A 19,311-nucleotide genomic window follows, 5' to 3' on the forward strand; every position below is an offset into this window, starting at 1 on the left:
CGGGTCGGTCGTCGACCGGGTGGACCGGCGTTCTACGTCCCGGCCCGGTCTGGTCATGCTCGGCGGATCGGCCACCTGGGGCGCGGCGCTCGCCCTGTTCGGACTGACGCCGCACCGCCCTCGGCCTGACCCTGCCGCTCAGCCCGCCCACGGGCTGAGTCAGGGGCCCGGAGCTCGTACGGAAGCCCGGGGCAGCGCGCCGTTCGGCCAAATATGGGTATTCGTTACGCAACCGCCGGATTGCTGTAATGCAGGCCAGGGAGCATCATCGTCCGCATACGCTGCCGGCCTGCGCTCTGGAAGTACCGTGCCTCTGCCCCGCTCCCTGCCCCGCCTCGGTGCGGCACGCATCGGTGCGCTGGCTGTGGTGGTGGCGGGCGCGTCGACGGTGCTGGCGGGGTGCGACGCGACGGGGCAGCCTCAGAACGCCGGAGCGACGGCGGCCGCCTCGGCCCCGGCGCGGCTGTGGCCCGAGCGGTCGCCCGCGCCGCAGCCCCCGGCGGACGAGAGCGGTCAGGACGGGCCGTCGCCCCTCCCCGGGCTGCCCAAGGTGGCGGCCGGGGACATCCGGAAGGTGGATCCGCTCGCCGTCGTCCATGCGCAGATCGCGTCGGACGCCCGTGAGCACGCGCCCGCCTTCGACAAGGCCGAGGAGCGCAGGATCGCGCACTGCGCCGACGAGCCGAAGCGCTGTCCGGTCCGGGCCCCCCAGTACCAGGACCTGACGCACGACGGGCAGCCCGAGCTGATCGTCGGTATCGAGGGGAACGAGCACACCCTCGCCGTGTGGGCCTACACGCTCAGGGGCGGAGTGGTGAACCGGATCATGAACACCTCCGGCACCCCGCTGTCCGTCGAGGTGGCGGGCGGCGATGTGATCATGCGGGAGCCCACTGGCTCACCCGGGTACGAGATGCGTACGGTCCACTCGTGGGACGAGAAGCGGCAGACCATGGAGATCCGCACCATGGAGTTCGACCGGGCGGTCTCCTCGCCGCACGCGGAGCACACTCGGTGAGCAGCACCAGGTGGCGGGGCCCGCTGCGACTGCCCGCTTGGACGGCGACGCTCTACTGGAAGTTCGCCGTCTTCATCACCGTCATGTGCTGCACCCTCGCCGCGCTGCTCGGCATCCTCGTGCACGTACTGGTCGGCCGGCAGACCGAGAGCCAGGCCCGCGGCGCGGCCCTGGAGGAGCTGGACCACGCCGTGACCACGTACGTCGCCGGCGAACCGCTCGACCGCCACGCCACGGTGGATCCGCCGGACCTGCCCCGCCCCCTGCGCGAGATGGCGCGCCACAACGAGCGCGGCACCCAGCTCGCCGACCACCACGGACAGCCGACGATGTGGGCCGTCGCACCGGTCGACGGCGGCCGGGCGCTCGCCGTCCGCCTGGACTACAGCGACCGGGCCGCCGCCACCCAGGGCCTGGACCGGGCGATCATCGGCTCCTCGGCCGCCGCAATCGGCGTCACCCTGCTCGTCGGGCTGGTCGCGGTCTCCCGGATCACCCGGCGGCTGCACCACACCGCCCGGGTGGCGCGCCGGATCAGCACCGGCGATCTCGACGCCCGGGTGAGCGACCCCCGCGCCCGGCGCCCCGGCCACGCCCAGGACGAGGCCGCCGCGGTGGCCGCCGCGCTGGACGCGATGGCCGCCACCCTTCAGGCCAAGCTGCACAGCGAACAGCGCTTCACCGCCGATGTGTCCCATGAGCTGCGCACCCCGCTCACCGGGCTGCATGCGGCGGCCGAGCTGCTGCCGCCGGGCCGGCCGACCGAGATGGTGCAGGAGCGCATCCAGACCATGCGCCGGCTGACCGAGGACCTGCTGGAGATCTCCCGGCTCGACGCGGAGGTGGAGCGGGCCGACCTCGATCTGCACCAACTGGGGCCGCTGGCCGAGCGGGCGGTGCGGGCCACGGGGACGGCGACCGAGGTCCGGGTCGTACGGGACGCCCGGGTGGAGACCGACCAGCGCCGGCTGGAGCGGGTGCTGGGCAACCTCGTCACCAATGCGCACAAGCACGGCAGGCCGCCGGTCGTGGTGACCGTCGACGGGCCGGTGGTCACCGTGCGGGACCACGGTGACGGATTTCCCGACTACCTCCTCGAACAGGGCCCCCAGCGCTTCAAGAGCCAGCCGGGAAAGACCCGGAAGACCGGCCACGGGCTGGGCCTGACGATCGCCGTCGGGCAGGCGCGGGTGCTCGGCGCCGCCCTGTGCTTCACGAACGCGCCCGACGGCGGGGCGGTCGCCACGCTCCGCCTCACCGGCGCGAGCGGAACCCAGGCCGCGGGACGAGCGGAGTAGCCCGGACCGTCCCGGGCCGTCGTACGAGCGCGGGGCGGGCGGTCAGCCGCGGGTGCGGGCCTTGAGGGCCTGGGCGCCGAGGGCGAGCGTGACGCCCAGCAGCAGGACGTAGAAGACGCCGATCTTCTGGAGATCGTCGAGGAAGAACCAGACCGAGGTCAGTCCGGTGAACCAGAACGCGATCAGCGCGAAGCCGCCCGTCCGCTCGTCCTTGTACCCGGCGGCGAGGCAGAGCGCGGCGACGGCCCCCAGGAGCAGGGCGATGACGACGTAGTGGGTGTCCCAGCCGACGTAGCCGCGGGCGAGTTCGGACCATACGGCCACCCCCTCCGCCACCGGGCCCCACGCCACCGCACACGCCAGCCGCGCCGACCACAACAGCAGTACCGCCCCGGCCACCGCGGCGAGCAGCGCGACCCGGGAGAACTGGCCGACCTCGATCACCTGGCTGCGGGAGACCACCAGAGAAAGCAGACAGCCGAGCAGCGCCACCGCCCCCTCGGCCGTCGGCCGGAACACCACCCGGGCCGGCCACCGGCGCCCGGGCCGCGGCGCGGCCTTCCGCCCGGACGGTGCCGGGGACGGCTCCGGGGCGGCGACGGCCCCGGCGCGGGGGTCGAGTGCGGTGGGGGTCCGTACGGGGGCGGCCTGCGCGGACCGGGCCGCCTCGTCGAGTGCCGTCTTCATCGCCGAGGCGTCCGGGTACCGTTCCGCGCGGCTCTTGTGCAGCGCCCGCCGGATCACCTCGTCCACGGCGGGCGGCAGCTCCGGGCGCAGCCGCGAGGGCGGCACCGGTTCGGCGGCCAGGTGCTGGTGCATGACGGAGAACGGTGAGTCCCCGGTGTACGGGGGCCGCCCGGTCAGCAGCTCGTAGAGCAGACAGCCCACCGCGTACAGGTCCGTACGGTGGTCGGTCTCGGCTCCGTTGATCTGCTCCGGGGCCAGATAGGCGGGGGTGCCGACCGCGACACCGGTACCGGTCAGCCGGGTCGCCACCTCGCTGAGCGCCTTGGCGATGCCGAAGTCGACGACCTTGACCTTGCCGCCGGCCGTGAGCATCACATTCGCCGGCTTGATGTCCCGGTGCACGATGGCGTGCCGGTGGCTGTGCTCCAGCGCGTCCAGCACCTGGCCGGTGAGGTCGACGGCCTGCGCCACCGGCAGCAGACCGTCGCCGAGGACCTGGCTGAGGGTCCGGCCCGCGACGAACTCCATGACCAGATAGGGCTCGGCGGCCCCGCCGCCGGCGTCCTCCCCCACATCGTGGACGGTGGCCACCCCGGGGTGGTTGAGCGCGGCGGCGGCGTGCGCCTCGCGCTGGAACCGGGCGAGGAATTCGGGCTGGAGCGCCAGTTCGGCGGAGAGCGTCTTCACCGCGACGGTACGGCGCAGCCGGCGGTCGACCGCCCGGTGGACCGTGCCCATCCCGCCGTGCCCGAGCTGCTCCACCAGCTCGTAGCGTCCCCCCAGGACTCTGTGCTCCACCGGTTCCTCCACGGACCGCCAACGCCAACACGCGGGAAGACGGCCCGGAGAGCGGACGGGTTCCCTCCCCCCCCGCACGTCCGCCCGGCGCTCAGCTGCCGATGCCGAGCAGCGCCAGGGTGATGTTGTCCGGGCCGCCGGCCTCGATCGCGGACTTCCACAGTTCGAAGGCGGCCCTGCCGTCGTCGTGGGCCCGCAGCAGCTCGTCCAGCTCCTCCTCGGGGACGAGATCGGTCAGACCGTCGGTGCAGATCAGGTAGCGGTGGCCGGCGGTGAGCGGGGAGGTGGTGACATGCGGGGTGACGGCGCTGAACGAGGGTGCGCCGCCGAGCGCCTGGGTCACCAGGGAGGTGGTGCGGTGGCCGGGTTCCAGCGGCGGACTGTCGTCGACGCTGACCTGCCGCAGACCGTCCTCGCGTGCGTCGAGGACCCGGCTGTCGCCGACGTTGAAGACCATCAGCGACTCCTCCAGGACGACCGCGCCGGCGACGGTGGTGCCCATGGTGAGCAGCGCGGGGTCGCGGTCGGCGGCCGCGTACACCGCGTGGTTGCACAGGTTCAGGGCGTCCCGGACGGCCTGCTCGCTGTCGAGGGCCGGGCCGCAGGCCGCCAGCTGCCGTACGGTCAGCGCGCTGGCCACCTCGCCGGCCGGCTGTCCGCCGATACCGTCGGCGACCGCGACGACGAGCGGGCTGCCGCGCGGGAACACCAGCGTCTGCGGATTCTGGGTCACGGTCCCGCACAGCGTCCACGGGCCGACGACCAGGCTGTCCTCGTTGTGGTCGCGCAGCAGGCCGGGATGGCTGAGTGCGGTCACGGTGATGTACTGCATGGCGCGGTTCCGCCTCTCTCAGTCGTCTCACTCGTCGGGCCGGTCGTCCGTCCCCTTGGTGCCCAGGGTGTGCCGCTGCATCAGCCGGGAGACGTCCTTACCGGTGACGATCCCGGTCAGCAGGCCGCCGTCCACGACCAGGATGCGGGGGCCGGTGCGGAGGGTGACCCGGTCCAGGGCGTCGCTGAGCAGGTCGTCCGGTGCGGCGACAGCGCACTGCGACAGCGGGGTCGCCACCTCGCGCACCCGCAGCGTCTCCCGGCTGGGCTGCGGTACGCCCGCGAGCCGGTGGAGCTGCACCAGGCCGCTGGGGCGGCCCTCGAAGTCGAGCAGCGGGATGGCGGAGTGGTGGGCGGACACCGCCACCTCGTCGATGAAGCGCTGGACGGTCAGCCAGTCGGCGCCGGTGACGACCGGGCTGGACATCGCGTCGGCGGCCCGTACGCCCCGCAGCGCGGTGCGCAGATTGGCACGGCGCCGCTCCGCCCCGGCGACGACCATGATGAACAGTCCGACGAAGACGATCCACAGCCCGCCCGGTGCCCCGCGGATCACGGAGAACCAGCCGACGGCCACCAGCAGCACACCCATCACCTGGCCGCTCCGGGAAGCCGCGGCATCGGCCCGTTCGCGGTCTCCGGTCCGCCACCACAGCACCGCCTGCACCACCCGTCCCCCGTCGAGCGGCACCGCGGGCAGCAGATTGAAGACCCCGAGGAAAAGGTTCGCCCAGCCGAGCCAGAGCAGGATCACCGCGGGGATCTCCGCCCAGCCGGCCACACTCTCCAGCCCGACGCCCACACCGAGCGCCACACCCCCGATGAGCAGGCTGGCGAGCGGGCCGCTGACGGCCACCGCGAAGGCCGCGGCGGCGGTCTGCGGCCGGCCCATCCGCGTGATACCGCCCAGCGCCCACAGCGTGACGTCCTCGACCGAGATCTTCTTGCGGCGGGCGGTCGCCGCATGGGCCGTCTCGTGCAGCAGCAGGCTGCCGGTCAGCAGCGCGGCCCCGACGACGCCGCCGAGCGCGTAGACGGCGTCCGAGCGCCCCGGCGTCCATGCGGGCAGCGCCTGCCGGCCGAGTCCGAACGCGAACAGGCCTACCAGAAGGGGCACGCTCCAGTGCATCCGCAGCGGCACCCCGACCACTTGTCCGACCCGGACCGAACCGTTCATCGTCGTCGCCGTCCACCCCAATTGTCGCTCGCGGAATCTACGCTGGACCTAGCGACGCGACGGCTGGAATTCCGGAGGTGCGTCATGGGCCACAGCCATCACTTCCACCTCGACCAGGGCGGCCACTCGATCACGGTGAATGTCGGCCCCGGCCGGGACGGCGAGATTGAGCTCCTGGTCAACGGCAAGGTCATCGCCTACCGAAAGGAACACAGCCCTGGGATGAACGTCCTGACCGGCGAGCTCCCCGACCAGCCCGCCCACCCCTTCCGCATCCTCCTGCGCCAGCCTCACCTCGTCCCCTCCGTGCCGCGCTGCACGCTGGAGCTGGACGGCAGGGAGCAGCCGATGCCGGAGCGGCTCGTACTGTGAAGATCAACGCCTCGTCCGGCGGCGGTCCCGTTCCGCCGCACGGCCCGGTGACCACGGCCGGACACTGTTGATCTCCGCCCCCTGCGCGGGGCGCCGGACCGGCGGATTACGGGCTCACGGATTGTTGGGCCACCCGGCTGATTCTGGCCGTCGAGCGTTTTACTCCCTGCGGGTTGAACGACGATGCGGGTGCACAACGGCAGCACGATACGTCTGGCATCGGAACGATGAACAGGCGAGGAGCATCGTGAGAAGAATTGCGCAGGCGGGCACTGTGATCGGGGTATGCGGGCTGGCTCTGCTGAGCACCGGCGTAGCGCAGGCCGCGACCGTGCCGGGTGAGTCGCTGCTGTCGACCTTGGTGGGTGCGGACGTCGGCGACGTCACGGGCATGGTCTCCGGTGTGGTCTGCAACAACCGTCTCGCCGACTTCAATTACCACTCGCCGGTCTTCAGGTCTCCGCACCCCTGCATCAACGGCCCCGTGCACAGCGGCAACAGCCTGCACAGCGGGAACTTCATCAACCATGGGAACCCGAACAACAGCGGCAACCTCTCCAGCACCAACGGCTCCACCAACAGCTCCAACTCTGCCTCGGGCTCCTCGACGGCCAGCAGCAACAACATCCAGCGGATCCTGGGCCTGCACTACTGATCGGATACCGACAGAGAACTTCCGGCAGAGATCCCGGCCCAGACCGCCGCCCCAGACCCAGACCCAGATCCCGACAGGCCCACGGCCGCTCCGTCCACCACCCCCGCCCGACACGACGATCGCCCGGCGAGAACCGCCGGGCGATCGTCGTTCTCCGTACCGGGTGGGGTCAGAGCTTGAGGCCGTCGCCGCGTCCGACCTTCAACTGGTTGTTGTTGCTCTTGATCTTGGGGCCGTTCGTCTCGTCGTGCACATTGGTGTTGCCGTTGTCGTTGGTCGGGCTGCCGCTGTTGCTGTTGTTGCCCGACAGATGGACGTTCTGCGAGTTCCTGACATTGCCGCTGTTCACCGGCCCGTTGACGCAGATCCTCGCCCTGGGCCCGCAGCGGAGCACAGCGCGGAAGTCGGCATAGGTGTCGCTGTTGAACACACCGTCCCCGCCGTACCCCCCATCGAACCCGCCCCACGCCTGGGCGGGCGACGCTCCCCCAACGGCCAGGAGCAGGCCGCAAGCTCCTGCGATCACGAATTTGACGTGTGCCATCTTCTTCACTGTGTGCTCCTGCACCTCGCGGTTGGTAACCCGCGGTCTTGCTACCGGGCGTCCCCGCATCCACCAAGCCTGAGCAACGGCCCGTCCCCCGTATTCACCCTGTCCGACCACCGGATTCACCGTGACGGCCCTTCACGGCGGGGGACGAACGGAGGTACTGCCCGGCCGCCGCCCGGCCCGTACGGCGGATAACGCTCGCCCGGCCGTTCGAACGCCGCGCCACGTGCGGCTTCGGGTGAGCGAATGCGGGGCTTCCGCCACGAATGAGGCGACCGGCCGGCTCCCCGCGCCGCCGGTTCCGCGGGCCCGGCCGACCGCGCGGGCGGGGGCCGGTACCGAATTCAGCCAAAGCCGTTCTTTTGCTTCCCGATTCACCCACCGGCGGCAATATAGAGAGCCGCGTGGCGGGACGGGTCACGCCGGCAACACATCGAATATCGGGGGCCACAGGGCATGTTGAAGTTACGCGACAGTTCGTACGGAACCCATTACTGCGAGTCCACCCGATGATGCGGGAGTGGCCGCAGAGCACGTTCCTCGGGCAACTGGAGCCCTCCTCGCTGGCCGCCGCCGTCGAATTGGGCACCCTCGCGAAATACCCGGCACATCGCACTCTGCTGCATCAGGGCGATGAGAGCACCCATGTCCTGTTGATCACGAATGGCGTGGTGAAGGTGGTAACCAGCTCGTCCGACGGCCATGACATGCTGCTTGCGATTCGCGTCGCCGGTGATCTGGTGGGAGAAATGGCGGCATTTGAAGACCAGCCGCGCTCCGGCACCGTCATCGCCTGTGGTGAGGTCACCGCGCGGATCATCCAACGCCGCACCCTGGAAGGGTTTCTGACCAGGCACCCGGACGCCATGAACGCGCTGTACCGCATGATGAGCGCCCGTCTGCGCTGGGCGAACCGGCGCCGCCTCGACTTCCGGGCATACGACGCCTCGACCCGGCTGGCCCGGGTGATCGCGGAATTGGCGCAGGCCCACGGACAGCCGGTCAAGGGCACCGAGGGGAAGTGCAGCGTGCTCGGCGTGACGCTCACGCAGCCGGAATTGGCCTCGCTCGCCGGTCTGGCACTGGCCACCGCGGAGAAGGCACTCGCCGCGCTGTCACATCGGGGGCTGCTCCAGCGCAAGTACCGGCAGATCACGATCAGTGACATTCCGAAGCTGCTGGAATTCGCGAAAATCGGGGCCGAGAACCCGTATGAGTACGGGATCGCCGCACGCCGCCGCTCCTAACCTCTCCCTCAGAACTTCGCGGAAACTCCGCGAAGGAGGGAGGAATGGCCAAGTGGCCGAACAGGCCGGGTACTACCCCTGCACCTGCATTGCCCTGGACGTCCAGTCGTACGGAGGAAACAACGACCGCCGGCAATCCGAAATCCAGCATGATCTCCCCCGGCTCCTTTCCCGGGCCGCCCACAACGCGGCGGTGGACCGGACCGGTTGGCACATCCAGGCCAAGGGCGACGAGCAGCTGGCCGTCGCGCCCATGGACGGCTCCGAGCCCCGGATCGTGGACGACTACATCCGCCACATCACCGCCGGGCTGCTCGCTTACAACCAGGACCGGGTCCCCGGCGCGCGGATGAGGATACGGGCCGCGGTCCACCACGGGCCGGTGGAGGTCGCCGACAACGGCTTCGCCGGCCGGACAGTGGTCACCACGTGCCGGCTGCTCAACTCCGCCCCGCTGCGGGCGGCCCTGAAGGCCGCGGACGACGCCGACCTGGTGCTGGCACTGTCCGACGAGGTCTACCGGTCCACCGTCGCCGGCGGCCACACCACGCTCCTCGAAGCGGCTTTCCGCCGGGTGTCCGTACAGGAGAAGGAGTACGCGGCCGCCGCCTGGCTGTGGGTGCCGGGCCACGACGCGCACGGCCTCGAACTGGGCGACGACGGCGGCCCGTCTCCCGCACCCGCCGGCTCCGCCGCCAACGGACGACGCGCCGACGGCGCACCCCACCACGGCGCACCCCAGCACCCCGCCGCCCCGGGCCGGGTCCGCACCGACATCAAGGGGCGGAACGTCAGCGTCAACAACTTCAACGCCCCCGTGGACCTGCGCGGCGGCGTTGTCGGCTTCGGCAGCTCTGACCGCTGATGGCCGAGCCGGAATCCGGCGAAGGCCGGCAGCACACACCGGACGGCCCCGACGGCGCGGCCAAGAGCCCGCCCCACGCGGCGGATCCGGGCGGACCGGCCGCCGAGGAGCCGTCCGCGGAGGCCACGGCCGACGAAGCGCAGCAATCCGGTGGCCCGGAGCCGTCCGACGGTGAGCTCGACGCCGACCAGCAGGGCTACAGCGAACTGGCGGGCGTCCTCGGGCAGCGGGTCTACAACACCTTCTACGGCCGGGTCGATGCCGCGGACGCGGTGTTCGGGTTCGGCGCCGCGTCCTCCCCTGGGCTGGCGCCCGGCTTCGTCGAACCGGCGGAGATCGACCGGGTACTGCGCGACTACCTGCACCCCGACGGCTATGACGAAGCCGCCGGCCGGCTCCAGTCCGACCACATTCTGGTGCTGGCCGGCGAGGAGGGCAGCGGCCGGCGCGCGGGCGCGTTCGCGATGCTGCGGGACCTGCTGGGAGAGGACACCGGGCTGCGCAGCCTGTCACCCGCGAATTCGCTGGCCGACCTCGTGGCGAAGGGCACGCTCAACGACGACAGCGGTTACGTCATCCTCGACTACGTCGGCGAGACCGACTCCGACGCCGTCCAGGGCTTCAAGCTCAAGAAGCTCCAGGGCGAGCTGCGCCGGCGCGGCTCCTATCTGGTGCTGACCGCCGCACCCGCGGCCCGGCGCCGGCTGGCGCTGAAGGACTACTGCGTGCCGTGGAGCCCGCCCGAGCCGCTTTTGCTGTTCGACCACTGTGTGGCCCGGACGGGCGGGGGAGACCGGATATCCGCCCTGCCCGCGGACCTGTCGGACGAACTGCGCAGGAGGGTCGGCGAGTTGCGCCGCCCGGGCGACATCGTACGGGCCGCCCACCAGCTCGACGACGGCCCCGACGCGGCCCTGGAGGCGCTGCGGGACAGCGCGAAGCAGGCCGTCCACGAATGGTTCGCGGCGGCTCCGGGCACCGACGATCTGCTGCCGATGGCAGCGCTCGCCTTCGCCGAGGGGCTGCCGGAGCGCACCTTCGAGGAACTGTCGGTGCTGCTGGGCGCGCATGTGCGCGAGTGGCACCGGTCAACCGAGGGGCTGCCGCCCGAGGAAGACGCCCCCGCGGTACCGCGGCCGGGCATCGGACAGAGCCGGGCGCAGTGGAGCACACGGGCCGTCGGGATCGCCGGGCCCGTGCGCCGTACCGGACAGGGGGACGAGCACTGCCGCAGCGAACGGACGATCGTGTTCGCCTCGCGGCGGGTGCGGGAGCTGGTGATCGGCGAGCTGTACGCGCTCTACGGTTACGCCCTGTGGTACCCGCTGCGGAAGTGGCTCCACCAGCTCTCCGTGGAGTACGGCCCCGACGTCCGCGCCGAGGTGGCCCAGGGCGTGGCGTTGCTGGCCCGGTACGCGCTGCCGGAGGTCGAGGAGAACCTGCTGCGGCCGTGGTCGAACGGGACCAGCAGCCAGCGGCTGACCGCCGCCTTCGTCCTCCAGTTCATGTGCGCGGACGAGCAGCTGGCGCCCCAGGCCCTCAACACCACCCTGAGCTGGGCGAAGTTGGGTGCGGGGCAGTCGCGCGCCATCACGGCGGCGATGGCCTTCGCGGGCGAGGTCGGGTCGCTGTACCGGCTCGAAGCGCTCAACTGGCTGTGGGAGATGACCGGCCGCGGCCAGCGCGTGGCGCTGGCGGCCCGGAGCTCGCTGGTGCTCTTCCTCGCGACGGCCGCGGCCGAGCAAGAGGGCTCCGACCGGGCCGTGTTCTTCCTCCGCTATCTCCGCACCCGGCTGGCGCGGGGCCGTGACCTCAAGGAACGCGCCGCCGCGCTGGAGACGGCCGTCAAGGTGCTCGGAGCCGAGCAGCTGCGGCCGGGCGAGCCGCTGGCGGCGGAGTTGCTGCGGCGCCATCCGCAGACCGCCCCGCAGCTCGGGTCCTTGTGGGTCACCGCGCTGCTCAGTGTGCGCAGGGCGCGGGCCGTTACCGCACTGTGCAAGACCCTGGCCGCACTGAAGGACGACCCTTCGGCCACCGCCTCGGTCCGTGAGCTGGGCGAGGCGATGCGCGCGGCGCTGACCCCGCGCCAGTGGCAGGGCCTGCACAGCGATATGTCGGCGGCGCTGCGCCACCCGGACTTCGCCCTGGCCGGCACCCGGCACCTCGCGCAGGTGCTGCTGGGGTCCATGCAGCAGCGGCCTCACACCCCGGCCAACTCCCTTTCCTTCCAAGGAGGATGACGTACGTGCAGGAGAACTATCCGATCGTGGCCGAGCAGATGCTGGGGACCGTGCAGCGCGGCTGGTGGTCGCGTCGCCGGCAGCGCGACGATGTGCCGGCGCTGCCGCCCGGTGCGGTCTATGTCTTCCGGGTCGGCGGTCAGTACCGCGAGTACCCGGAGGGGATGACCTTCGATCCGTCCCACCCCGATGTGGTGGATGCCTCGTCGGTGAGCCTGGTCGACACCCGGGCCCGGCTGGTCGAGGTGGAGCGGGTCGTCCCCTCGGTGAGCGAGGCGGACACCTTCACGATCCGGGCGTCCTTCACCTGCCAGGTGACCGACGCCGCCACGGTTGCCCGGCAGGGGACCGACGATGTCACCATCCCGCTGCGGACATACCTGGCGGGCGACAGCGAACTGTCCCGGGCGAGCGCGGCCCATCGCATCGAGGAGGTCAACGCGGTCCGCGACCAGGTGACCCGGCGGATGACCGCGTACACCACGATCGTGACGCCGCGGATCGCCGGGATGAGCGTGGAGTTCGTCGGCATCGAGGTGCTGACCCCGGAGGACCTGCGCGCCTGGGAACAGAAGCTGCGGGACGAGCGCCGGGACCAGGAACTCCAGCGGGGCCAGCACGAGTTCGAGTCCGAGGCGGTCCAGCGGCTGGCCGAACTGCTGGCGCAGGGCAGGGAGTATGTGGACGCCCTCGGGGTGGCCCGCGACCGCATCGATGTGGCCGCCATCGCCGAGCGCGCCCACCGCAGGGACGACCAGGACCGGGCGCAGCGTCTCCAGGACACCGCCGACGACAAGGCCCGGGCCCACGAACGCGAGAAGGCGGACCGGGCCCTTCAGGCGGAACTGCTGCGCACGGTGCTGGCGCAGATGGGGAGGTCCGAGCACTACGTGGACTACCAGCAGGTGTTCCAGCAGATGATGGAGCAGGGCAGTGTCCCGTCGAGCGGCCCCGCCGCCCCCGCCGTGGAGGCCGCGCCGCACCGCAAGAACGGCTCCGCGAACGGCTCACCCGCCAAGCTGACCGGCCGGGACGGCAGGGACAGCCACCACATCAAGGACGAGGACGACCTCCTTGACTGACTTCCTCAAGCTGCCGGACGGGTACGAACCGCCCGCGGAGCACCGCGGCCCCACAGGCTTCGACCCCGCCCGCCGGCTGCGCGCACTCACCGGTGTGGACGAGAACCTGCTCGCCTGGGTGTGGTACGAGCGCAGCAAGTACACCGCGCTGGGCGGCGTGGTGCTGGGCACGTCCGTCATCGCCGCCTTCTCGATGTGGAACTTCGCGAACGAGGCGATCGGCGGGACGTCCGTCCTGGCCCTGCTGCCGGCCGTCATCTGGATGCTGTTCGTGCTCAATCTCGACCGCTGGCTGATCGCACCGCAGCCGAACGCCAAACGGCGGGCGGCTCCGATGCTGATGCGGCTCGTGGTCGCCCTGATGCTCGGCACCGTGATCGCCGAGCCGCTGGTGCTGCGGGTCTTCCAGACCGCGGTGGAGGAGCGGATCCGCGACGAGCGGCACGGCGACGTCGACCAGCTGCGGAGCAACCTGCTGCGGTGCAACCCGGACCCCTCGCAGAGCGGCGGGGGCCGGGCCCGCCCCGAGGGCTGCGGGAGCTATCTGCTGTCGTTCGGGGCGACGCCCGGCGGGCAGTCCGCCGAGCTCGAGTCGCTCCGCACGGACGCCGCCGCACTTCAGAAGCGGGTCGACCAGGACACCCGGCGGCTGGAATCCCTGGAGGCGGAGGTCCGGGACGAGTGCCGGCAGCTCATCCGTAACGCCTCCAACGGGCTGCTTCAGCGGACGTCGGAGTGCCTTCGGCTGCGGCAGAAGGCAGCCGACTACCGCGCCACCCACCACACCGCCGAGAACGAGCGGCGGCTGGCGAGGATGAACGAGCGGATCGGGCAGGACGGCAGCAAGCTCACCCGTTCCCGCGGCGCCTTCCTCGCGGCCCGGGACAAGGAGATCTCCGAGCGGGTGGCGCAGGAGCGCGCCAAGCAGCAGGGCATCGGCGTCCTGGAGCGCATGCAGGCCCTGGAGGAGCTGACTCGCGACAACTCCGCCCTGTTCACCGGCGTCTGGCTGGTCCGGATCCTGTTCATCCTCATCGATGTGCTGCCCGTGCTGGTGAAGTTCCTGGCGCACGAGAACAGCTACGACCGGCTGCTGTCGACGCGCAGCAACAGCGCGGTCAAGGTGCACGACGCCGCGGTCCGCACCGCGGAGCGGCAGGCCATGGCGGACCTGGAGATCGCGCAGGAGGCGTGCGAGCAGGACGTCCGGCGCCGCAGGGCCGAGTTCGACGCCGCCCGCCGTGAGCATGTGGCGGCGATGAACATCCGCGTCAGCCAGGCGGTCAACGCCCTGGAGGACGAGCTGCGCCGGCCGTCGTCCGTCTGATCTCTGTCCCTGTCGATGAGCGAGGGGGCGCTCCGGCCGCACGAGGCTGCGGCCGGAGCGCCCCTCGGGAAGGAACCCCGTTGTCCGTTGCGAACAGGGCCGGCGGTCCGCACCGCGACCACGACGCGAACCGGAGCGAGGCCCTGGCCCGGCTGCTGCTGACCGAGACCCGTGAGGAGATGCTCAAGGCGGACCAGAAGGCCGGCTTTCTGCTGTCGTGCCTCGGCGTCGCGGCGACCGCCCTGGTGGGCGCGGTGAGCGCGGGCGCGATCAGACCCTTGCGTTACGGCCCCCTCGCCCAGGCGCTCTTCTGGACGGGCTGCGCGGCGCTGCTTCCGTCGCTGTACCTGTTGGGGCTGGTCCTGCTGCCCCGTGTGGGCCCCGCGGGACGCCGGCGGGCCCACTACTTCGGCGATGTGACGGGCTCCTCGTCCGCCCGATTACTCAGCGCGGTGGTACGGCGCACCGATCCGCTGGAACGGGACCTCAGCCAGTTCACCGCGCTGTCGAAGGTGGTGGCCGCCAAATACCGTGGTATCCGTCGCGGAATGGCCGCCAGCGCCCTGTTCCTCGTGCTGACCGCGCTCGGCGTGCTGCTCGGCTCACTGCGCTGACCGGCTGCCGCCCGCCACAGCTCACCCCGGCAGATGCAGCAGCTGCCCCGGGTAGATGCGGTCCGGGCCCTCGGGGAGTTTGTGATGGTTGAGGTGGTAGAGGGCCTTGGTGCCGCCGGGTGCGTGGAAGCGTTCGGCGATGACGGAGAGGCAGTCGCCGGGGTGGACGAGGTAGGTGCGCACGGCGGCGGGGGTGGCGTGGGGGGCGGGGCGGCTTCTGGTGGAGGGGCCGGAGCTGGGGCTGCTGTCCGTGCCGGGGCCGGCCGTGGCGGTGCCGGTGTTTGCGGGGCGGATGGTCGTGCGCGCGCAGTTGGGCCAGGCGGAGAGGCCTCGGTCGCGGGCGATGCGCTCGCCGATGGCGATCTGTTGCTCGCGGGTGGCGAGGTCGGCGCGCGGGGCGTAGCGCTCGCCGCCGTAGGCGCGCCAGGTGGCGGGGTCGATCTGGAGGCCGCCGTGGTAGCCGTTGCCGGTGTTGATGTGCCAGCGGCCGCTGCTCTCGCAGGCCGCGATGCGGTCCCAGTCGGGCACCGGGTGTCCGGCGGGGGCGGCCACCGCGTGGGGCGGGCCGGTGAGGCCGAGGACGCTCAGCAGGACCAGCAGCACGGGCAGGATCGTTTCGGCGGACCGTTTGGCGAGGGGCGACGGCATGACGGCAAATCCTCCGCTGTGCTCCGGCAACGCCGTGGCGGAGTGCTCGCCACGACCGGTGGGCAGGCACCAAGTAACCCGGCCCTATGGTTCTCGCCGCGTCCGGAAAGCGCGACATGCGGGTGTTTCACCCCGGTGGACTATTGCCCGTGCCGTCGCCCGTGGCCGCCGATGTCAAGGCCTTCTTCAGGCCAGCGGCAAGGAATGCCTTGCGGCCACGAGCCGTTTGTGCGGTGGGAACGGGCAATTACGTGCCCGAATAGGCGAAGGAAGGGGTGAGCGGAAGGGGTTCGGGGGTGGCAACGGCGAACTCATAAGCCGGCGAGAAGGTGAAGTTCTTTACCGATACCGGGACTTCCAGACCGTACGGGCCGGGGACGGATACCGTGCCCTGGTCGGTGGGGAAGCCGGCCTCGATACGTTCGGGGGCGATGGACAGTCCGCCGCCGACGGCCTGCATGGCGGCGTCCTTGCGGACCCAGAAGCGAGTGATCAGGCGTTCCCGTTCGGCCGCCGGGCAGTTGGCGGCAAGGCGCGATTCCCGCGCGGTCAGCACCTCGTACGGGGTGTGCGGCGGTGACGTCTCACCGCGGACGGACTCCACCGAGAACCCCATCTGACGGGCGTCCTCCCCGCACGCCACGACCAGCAGGCCGCGGGTGCCGTACAGCTCCCAGTGGGTGGCGGCGGCCATCGCGGCGCTCACCCGGCCGGGGAGCCGGGCCAGCAGCCAGCTGCGGGAGGCACCGTCGAGGGTGGCACGGGAGTGGCCGTTCAGGCCCAGACAGTGGTCCGGGGACAGCGCACTTGCGGAGGTGCCGGCCGAGGAGGACGGTGCGGTGGGGACGGCTCCTACGGGGACGACGTAGACCGGGACGGAGGTGGCTGCCCATTCCGGGTGGTCCTGCGGGTGCGGCTGGATGTGCGAAGGTGCTGCTGCGAGCGGTGCCAGGCGGGCCTGGGCGGGGTGTTGCGGGTGGTCAGGAACGTCCTGGTCAAGGGGTTCCGGACAGAGTTCGAGAAGAGCGGCGTTCGTTTCCACGTACTTTCCGTCCTCCACAGTTGAGCGGTGCCAAGGCCGCACTCGGTGAGTGACAGGCCGACAAACAGGTGGTGGCTCCCCCTTTTTCGCCTACATCGATCGATACAGACAGCCCAAGGTTTGCAGATCCTCCGGATCCTTCGAGTCATCCCTCCTGCTGATGTACGGCTACATACTTCGATGTACGGGAGACCCACCCAAATTCGGGCGCCAGGGCCAAGAAAACGGGCAACTCGCCCCAGTACTGTCCTCGTGTGTGGTTACGTCTTTTCACAAGTACGAACGCGCGCCGCCGCCCCATACCGCTCCGCGACCTCAGATTGGCAGTGGTTTTCTTCGCCGCCTGTCTGATTCTGTATGTCCTGGGCGGCCCCCGGGTCATGGGAGGCGATATCCCCGCCTGGCAGGCGGTCCTGCCGGTGCTTGTGCTGTGTGCCGCGACCGCCTTCCGCAGCGCCCTGCCCCCGCTCGCGGTCGCCGTCGGCACCGTGACCGTGACCATGGAGATGACCTCCAGCGGCGGCCTGGGGCCCGTACTGATCTATACCGACCTGCTGTACGCGGCCGCGCTGTACGGGGCCACCTGGCTCTGCCGGCTGCTCCAGTTCGGGACGGTCGCCGTCACCCTCGCCACCACCGGTTTCCTGATCGCCATCAGCGACCGCTCGGAGGGCGTGACCACCGGCGTCATCGTCGCCATGCTCCTCATCTCCCCTGTATGGACAGGGGTGTTGATAAGGAACCACAAGGAGCGCGCGGACGCCGAGCGGGAGCGGGCGGCGCAGATCAACCGGCTGGCGGAGCTGGACCGCAAGACCGTGTTACAGACCGAGCGCACCCGTATGGCGCGTGAACTGCACGACCTGGTGGCCAACCACCTCAGCGCGATCGCCATCCATTCCAGCGCCGTGCTGTCGCTGAGCGAGGCGAAACGGGAGGGAGCGGGGCAGGGGGAGAAGGACACCGCGGCCGAAGAGGACCCGGTGCTGCGGGCGTTGGCGGTCATCCGTGAGAACAGTGTGCAGGGGCTGGCCGAAATGCGCCGGATGGTGGTCCTGTTGCGGTCCGACCGGGGCGTCGACGACGACTGGGACCGTCCGCAGCTCAACGCCCTGGGCGCACTGGTCGAACAGGCCCGCCCGGCCGCCGACGCCGCCGCCCTGACCCTGCACACCGAGTTCCCCGAGAGCTTCCCCGAGGTGTCGTCGGTGATCGAGGTGACGGCGTACCGCATCGTGCAGGAGGCGCTGACCAATGTCCTCAAGCACGCCGCGGCGGGGCGGGTGCGGATCCGCTGCGAGGCCGGCGCCGAGCAGCTGACCATCTCGGTCGACAGCCCGCTGGCCCGCGCCGACGGCCGGGCCCGGCAGCGCCCCGTGGCGCAGCTGACCACCGGTGCCGGCGCCGGGCTCACCGGGATGTCCGAACGGGCCGCCCTGGTCGGCGGCATCTTCGACGCGGGACCCGACCGCACCGCCCCCGGGCGCTGGCGGGTAAGGGCGGTGCTCCCGCTGACCCAGAACGCATAGGACGCAGAACTCCCGGCGCCGGCACGGCCCCGGGTTCCAGGACGGGGGCGGTGATGACGAGAGGTGGAGCAGCCAGTGAGGCAGCCGGTGGAGGAGACAGTGAGGTACGAGGCGGCGACAGAGCCTGCGGCGGAACCGGTCGGGACGTTGCCGGGCATCCGGGTACTGGTGGCCGACGACCAGGCCGCCGTACGGTCCGGACTGGTCCTGGTACTCCAGACCGACCCGGGCATCACCGTCGTCGGCGAGGCCGGTGACGGGGAGGCGGCGGTCCGGATGGCCGCCGAACTGCGGCCCGACGTCGTACTGATGGACGTCCAGATGCCGCAGCTCAACGGGGTCGCGGCGACCCGCCGGATCGTCGAGCGCCAGCTCGCCGAGGTCCTGGTGCTGACCACCTTCGACCTCAACGAGTACATCTTCGGCGCCTTACGGGCCGGGGCCGGCGGCTTCATCCTCAAGAACGCCGAGCCGGCCGTGCTGGTCAGCGCGGTACGCGAGGTGGCACACGGCGACGGCTTCCTCACCCCGGCGATCGCCCGCCGCCTGATCACCGAGTTCGCCGGCCGCCCACCGTCGGTATGCCCCGAACTGCCGGACGGCGCGGCGCAGGCCCTGGACACCCTCACCAAACGGGAGTTGGAGGTCCTCGCCTGCATCGCCCGCGGCCTGCCCAACAGCGCCATCGCGGAGACCCTCAACCTCGCGGAGGGCACCGTGAAGACCCACACCAGCCGCATCCTGTCGAAACTGAACCTACGCAGCCGGGTACAGGCGGCGATCTTGGCACAGCAGCATGGGATCGCGTTGGGGGGATGAGGGGCGGGCGGATGCGGGCCCGGGTGCCCCTCACCACATGACGTAATGCCTCGCCATGACGGCCCGGACCCGTCCCGGCCTGCCTATCCGGCCCGCATATCCGGCCAGGATGCCCGGCCGGGACGGGGTCTACGGTCGCAGTCAGAGGGGCCTGACGGCGTTGTCCGGCGTGCGCAACCACACGCGCTGTTCCGCCGCCGACACGGTCAACCCGAAATCGGTCACACCCGGATCGTCGAGGCTCTGGAACTCGGTGTGCACCTTTTCGACCCCGGCCCAGAGCTCTCGTGGGCCGAACTCCGTCACCGACTCCGCTCCTTCGTGCTCGCCCGGGTCCGCACAGTCCTCCTTCATCGTTGGGTCGCTCCTACCCACGGCCGATCGCAGCCATGGTGAGGTGCGCGGCAGTTGGCCTGCCCGCGCCCCGAGGCGCCGCGGCAGGCGCGCAGCGCCGGCGTGCCGGTTGACGTCGTCTGGCCAAGCGGAGCCCAGCGCGGGCGTGACTCCCTCGC

The 19,311-nt window shown here is 71.3% G+C and carries 19 protein-coding genes; 12 read left to right on the forward strand and 7 right to left on the reverse strand.

Features of this window, described 5'->3' with window-relative positions; all coding sequences use genetic code 11:
• The first annotated feature begins 307 nt into the window (after positions 1-307).
• Complete coding sequence (locus ACZ55A_RS35795; protein WP_468849102.1) at positions 308-1,018, forward strand: hypothetical protein; 711 nt, start codon at positions 308-310, stop codon at positions 1,016-1,018.
• Positions 1,015-2,316, forward strand: coding sequence for a sensor histidine kinase (locus ACZ55A_RS35800; RefSeq protein WP_468849104.1), 1,302 nt, complete (start codon positions 1,015-1,017; stop codon positions 2,314-2,316). The genes ACZ55A_RS35795 and ACZ55A_RS35800 overlap by 4 nt, the downstream gene beginning before the upstream one ends.
• Before the next feature lie 42 nt (positions 2,317-2,358).
• Here the strand turns inward: ACZ55A_RS35800 and ACZ55A_RS35805 are convergent, their stop codons facing one another.
• The 3 genes from ACZ55A_RS35805 to ACZ55A_RS35815 form a co-directional block, all read right to left on the reverse strand.
• Complete coding sequence (locus tag ACZ55A_RS35805) at positions 2,359-3,801, reverse strand: protein kinase domain-containing protein (protein WP_468849106.1); 1,443 nt, start codon at positions 3,799-3,801, stop codon at positions 2,359-2,361.
• Positions 3,802-3,892: 91 nt separating this feature from the next.
• Positions 3,893-4,633, reverse strand: a complete 741-nt coding sequence (locus ACZ55A_RS35810) for a PP2C family protein-serine/threonine phosphatase (RefSeq protein ID WP_468849108.1) — start codon at positions 4,631-4,633, stop codon at positions 3,893-3,895.
• 27 nt (positions 4,634-4,660) lie between these two features.
• Positions 4,661-5,809, reverse strand: a complete 1,149-nt coding sequence (locus ACZ55A_RS35815) for a site-2 protease family protein (protein WP_468849110.1) — start codon at positions 5,807-5,809, stop codon at positions 4,661-4,663.
• Positions 5,810-5,893: 84 nt separating this feature from the next.
• On the opposite strand from ACZ55A_RS35815, the gene ACZ55A_RS35820 reads away from it, so the two are divergent.
• Positions 5,894-6,181: a hypothetical protein gene (locus ACZ55A_RS35820; RefSeq protein ID WP_468849112.1), complete on the forward strand. Its 288-nt coding sequence runs from the start codon at positions 5,894-5,896 to the stop codon at positions 6,179-6,181.
• Between the two features lie 247 nt (positions 6,182-6,428).
• Positions 6,429-6,836 (forward strand): hypothetical protein, encoded by a 408-nt coding sequence (locus ACZ55A_RS35825; protein WP_468849114.1) that lies wholly within the window; start codon positions 6,429-6,431, stop codon positions 6,834-6,836.
• Positions 6,837-7,005: 169 nt separating this feature from the next.
• Here the strand turns inward: ACZ55A_RS35825 and ACZ55A_RS35830 are convergent, their stop codons facing one another.
• Positions 7,006-7,404, reverse strand: a complete 399-nt coding sequence (locus ACZ55A_RS35830) for a hypothetical protein (protein ID WP_468849116.1) — start codon at positions 7,402-7,404, stop codon at positions 7,006-7,008.
• A 491-nt stretch (positions 7,405-7,895) separates the two neighbouring features.
• Between ACZ55A_RS35830 and ACZ55A_RS35835 the strand changes: the two genes are divergently transcribed.
• The 6 genes from ACZ55A_RS35835 (at position 7,896) to ACZ55A_RS35860 (ending at position 14,761) form a co-directional block, all read left to right on the forward strand.
• Complete coding sequence (locus tag ACZ55A_RS35835; RefSeq protein ID WP_468849118.1) at positions 7,896-8,633, forward strand: Crp/Fnr family transcriptional regulator; 738 nt, start codon at positions 7,896-7,898, stop codon at positions 8,631-8,633.
• A gap of 52 nt (positions 8,634-8,685) precedes the next feature.
• Positions 8,686-9,498, forward strand: a complete 813-nt coding sequence (locus tag ACZ55A_RS35840; RefSeq protein WP_468849120.1) for a hypothetical protein — start codon at positions 8,686-8,688, stop codon at positions 9,496-9,498.
• Positions 9,498-11,738 carry a hypothetical protein gene (locus ACZ55A_RS35845; RefSeq protein WP_468849122.1) on the forward strand — a complete coding sequence of 747 codons (2,241 nt, stop codon included), beginning with the start codon at positions 9,498-9,500 and terminating at the stop codon, positions 11,736-11,738. Before ACZ55A_RS35840 ends, ACZ55A_RS35845 begins: the two co-directional genes overlap by 1 nt.
• The gene (locus ACZ55A_RS35850) at positions 11,735-12,820 is read left to right on the forward strand and encodes a hypothetical protein (protein ID WP_468849124.1); all 1,086 of its coding nucleotides are present in this window, start codon (positions 11,735-11,737) and stop codon (positions 12,818-12,820) included. The genes ACZ55A_RS35845 and ACZ55A_RS35850 overlap by 4 nt, the downstream gene beginning before the upstream one ends.
• The gene (locus tag ACZ55A_RS35855) at positions 12,813-14,147 is read left to right on the forward strand and encodes a DUF4407 domain-containing protein (RefSeq protein ID WP_468849125.1); all 1,335 of its coding nucleotides are present in this window, start codon (positions 12,813-12,815) and stop codon (positions 14,145-14,147) included. Before ACZ55A_RS35850 ends, ACZ55A_RS35855 begins: the two co-directional genes overlap by 8 nt.
• A gap of 80 nt (positions 14,148-14,227) precedes the next feature.
• Positions 14,228-14,761: a Pycsar system effector family protein gene (locus tag ACZ55A_RS35860; protein ID WP_468849127.1), complete on the forward strand. Its 534-nt coding sequence runs from the start codon at positions 14,228-14,230 to the stop codon at positions 14,759-14,761.
• Between the two features lie 21 nt (positions 14,762-14,782).
• On the opposite strand, the gene ACZ55A_RS35865 is transcribed toward ACZ55A_RS35860, so the two are convergent.
• Both ACZ55A_RS35865 and ACZ55A_RS35870 read right to left on the reverse strand, forming a co-directional pair.
• On the reverse strand, positions 14,783-15,409 hold the full coding sequence (locus ACZ55A_RS35865) for a transglycosylase family protein (protein WP_468849128.1): 627 nt from the start codon (positions 15,407-15,409) through the stop codon (positions 14,783-14,785).
• 247 nt (positions 15,410-15,656) lie between these two features.
• Positions 15,657-16,451 (reverse strand): 4'-phosphopantetheinyl transferase family protein, encoded by a 795-nt coding sequence (locus ACZ55A_RS35870; RefSeq protein ID WP_468849130.1) that lies wholly within the window; start codon positions 16,449-16,451, stop codon positions 15,657-15,659.
• 326 nt (positions 16,452-16,777) lie between these two features.
• Here ACZ55A_RS35870 and ACZ55A_RS35875 point away from each other — a divergent pair, with 326 nt between their 5' ends.
• The gene (locus ACZ55A_RS35875) at positions 16,778-17,980 is read left to right on the forward strand and encodes a sensor histidine kinase (protein ID WP_468849132.1); all 1,203 of its coding nucleotides are present in this window, start codon (positions 16,778-16,780) and stop codon (positions 17,978-17,980) included.
• A 156-nt stretch (positions 17,981-18,136) separates the two neighbouring features.
• Complete coding sequence (locus ACZ55A_RS35880) at positions 18,137-18,799, forward strand: response regulator (protein ID WP_468849178.1); 663 nt, start codon at positions 18,137-18,139, stop codon at positions 18,797-18,799.
• A 141-nt stretch (positions 18,800-18,940) separates the two neighbouring features.
• On the opposite strand, the gene ACZ55A_RS35885 is transcribed toward ACZ55A_RS35880, so the two are convergent.
• Positions 18,941-19,105: a hypothetical protein gene (locus tag ACZ55A_RS35885; RefSeq protein ID WP_468849133.1), complete on the reverse strand. Its 165-nt coding sequence runs from the start codon at positions 19,103-19,105 to the stop codon at positions 18,941-18,943.
• Positions 19,106-19,311 lie beyond the last annotated feature (206 nt).

The organism is Streptomyces sp. NPDC034111, assembly GCF_055575375.1.

What these genes read in the sequence shown, in the direction of transcription:
- ACZ55A_RS35810 (WP_468849108.1), bottom strand. Translation starts at nt 4,633, where the DNA reads ATGCAGTACATCACCGTGACCGCACTCAGCCATCCCGGCCTGCTGCGC.
- ACZ55A_RS35845 (WP_468849122.1), top strand. Translation starts at nt 9,498, where the DNA reads ATGGCCGAGCCGGAATCCGGCGAAGGCCGGCAGCACACACCGGACGGC.
- ACZ55A_RS35865 (WP_468849128.1), bottom strand. Translation starts at nt 15,409, where the DNA reads ATGCCGTCGCCCCTCGCCAAACGGTCCGCCGAAACGATCCTGCCCGTG.
- ACZ55A_RS35835 (WP_468849118.1), top strand. Translation starts at nt 7,896, where the DNA reads ATGATGCGGGAGTGGCCGCAGAGCACGTTCCTCGGGCAACTGGAGCCC.
- ACZ55A_RS35850 (WP_468849124.1), top strand. Translation starts at nt 11,735, where the DNA reads ATGACGTACGTGCAGGAGAACTATCCGATCGTGGCCGAGCAGATGCTG.
- ACZ55A_RS35820 (WP_468849112.1), top strand. Translation starts at nt 5,894, where the DNA reads ATGGGCCACAGCCATCACTTCCACCTCGACCAGGGCGGCCACTCGATC.
- ACZ55A_RS35815 (WP_468849110.1), bottom strand. Translation starts at nt 5,809, where the DNA reads ATGAACGGTTCGGTCCGGGTCGGACAAGTGGTCGGGGTGCCGCTGCGG.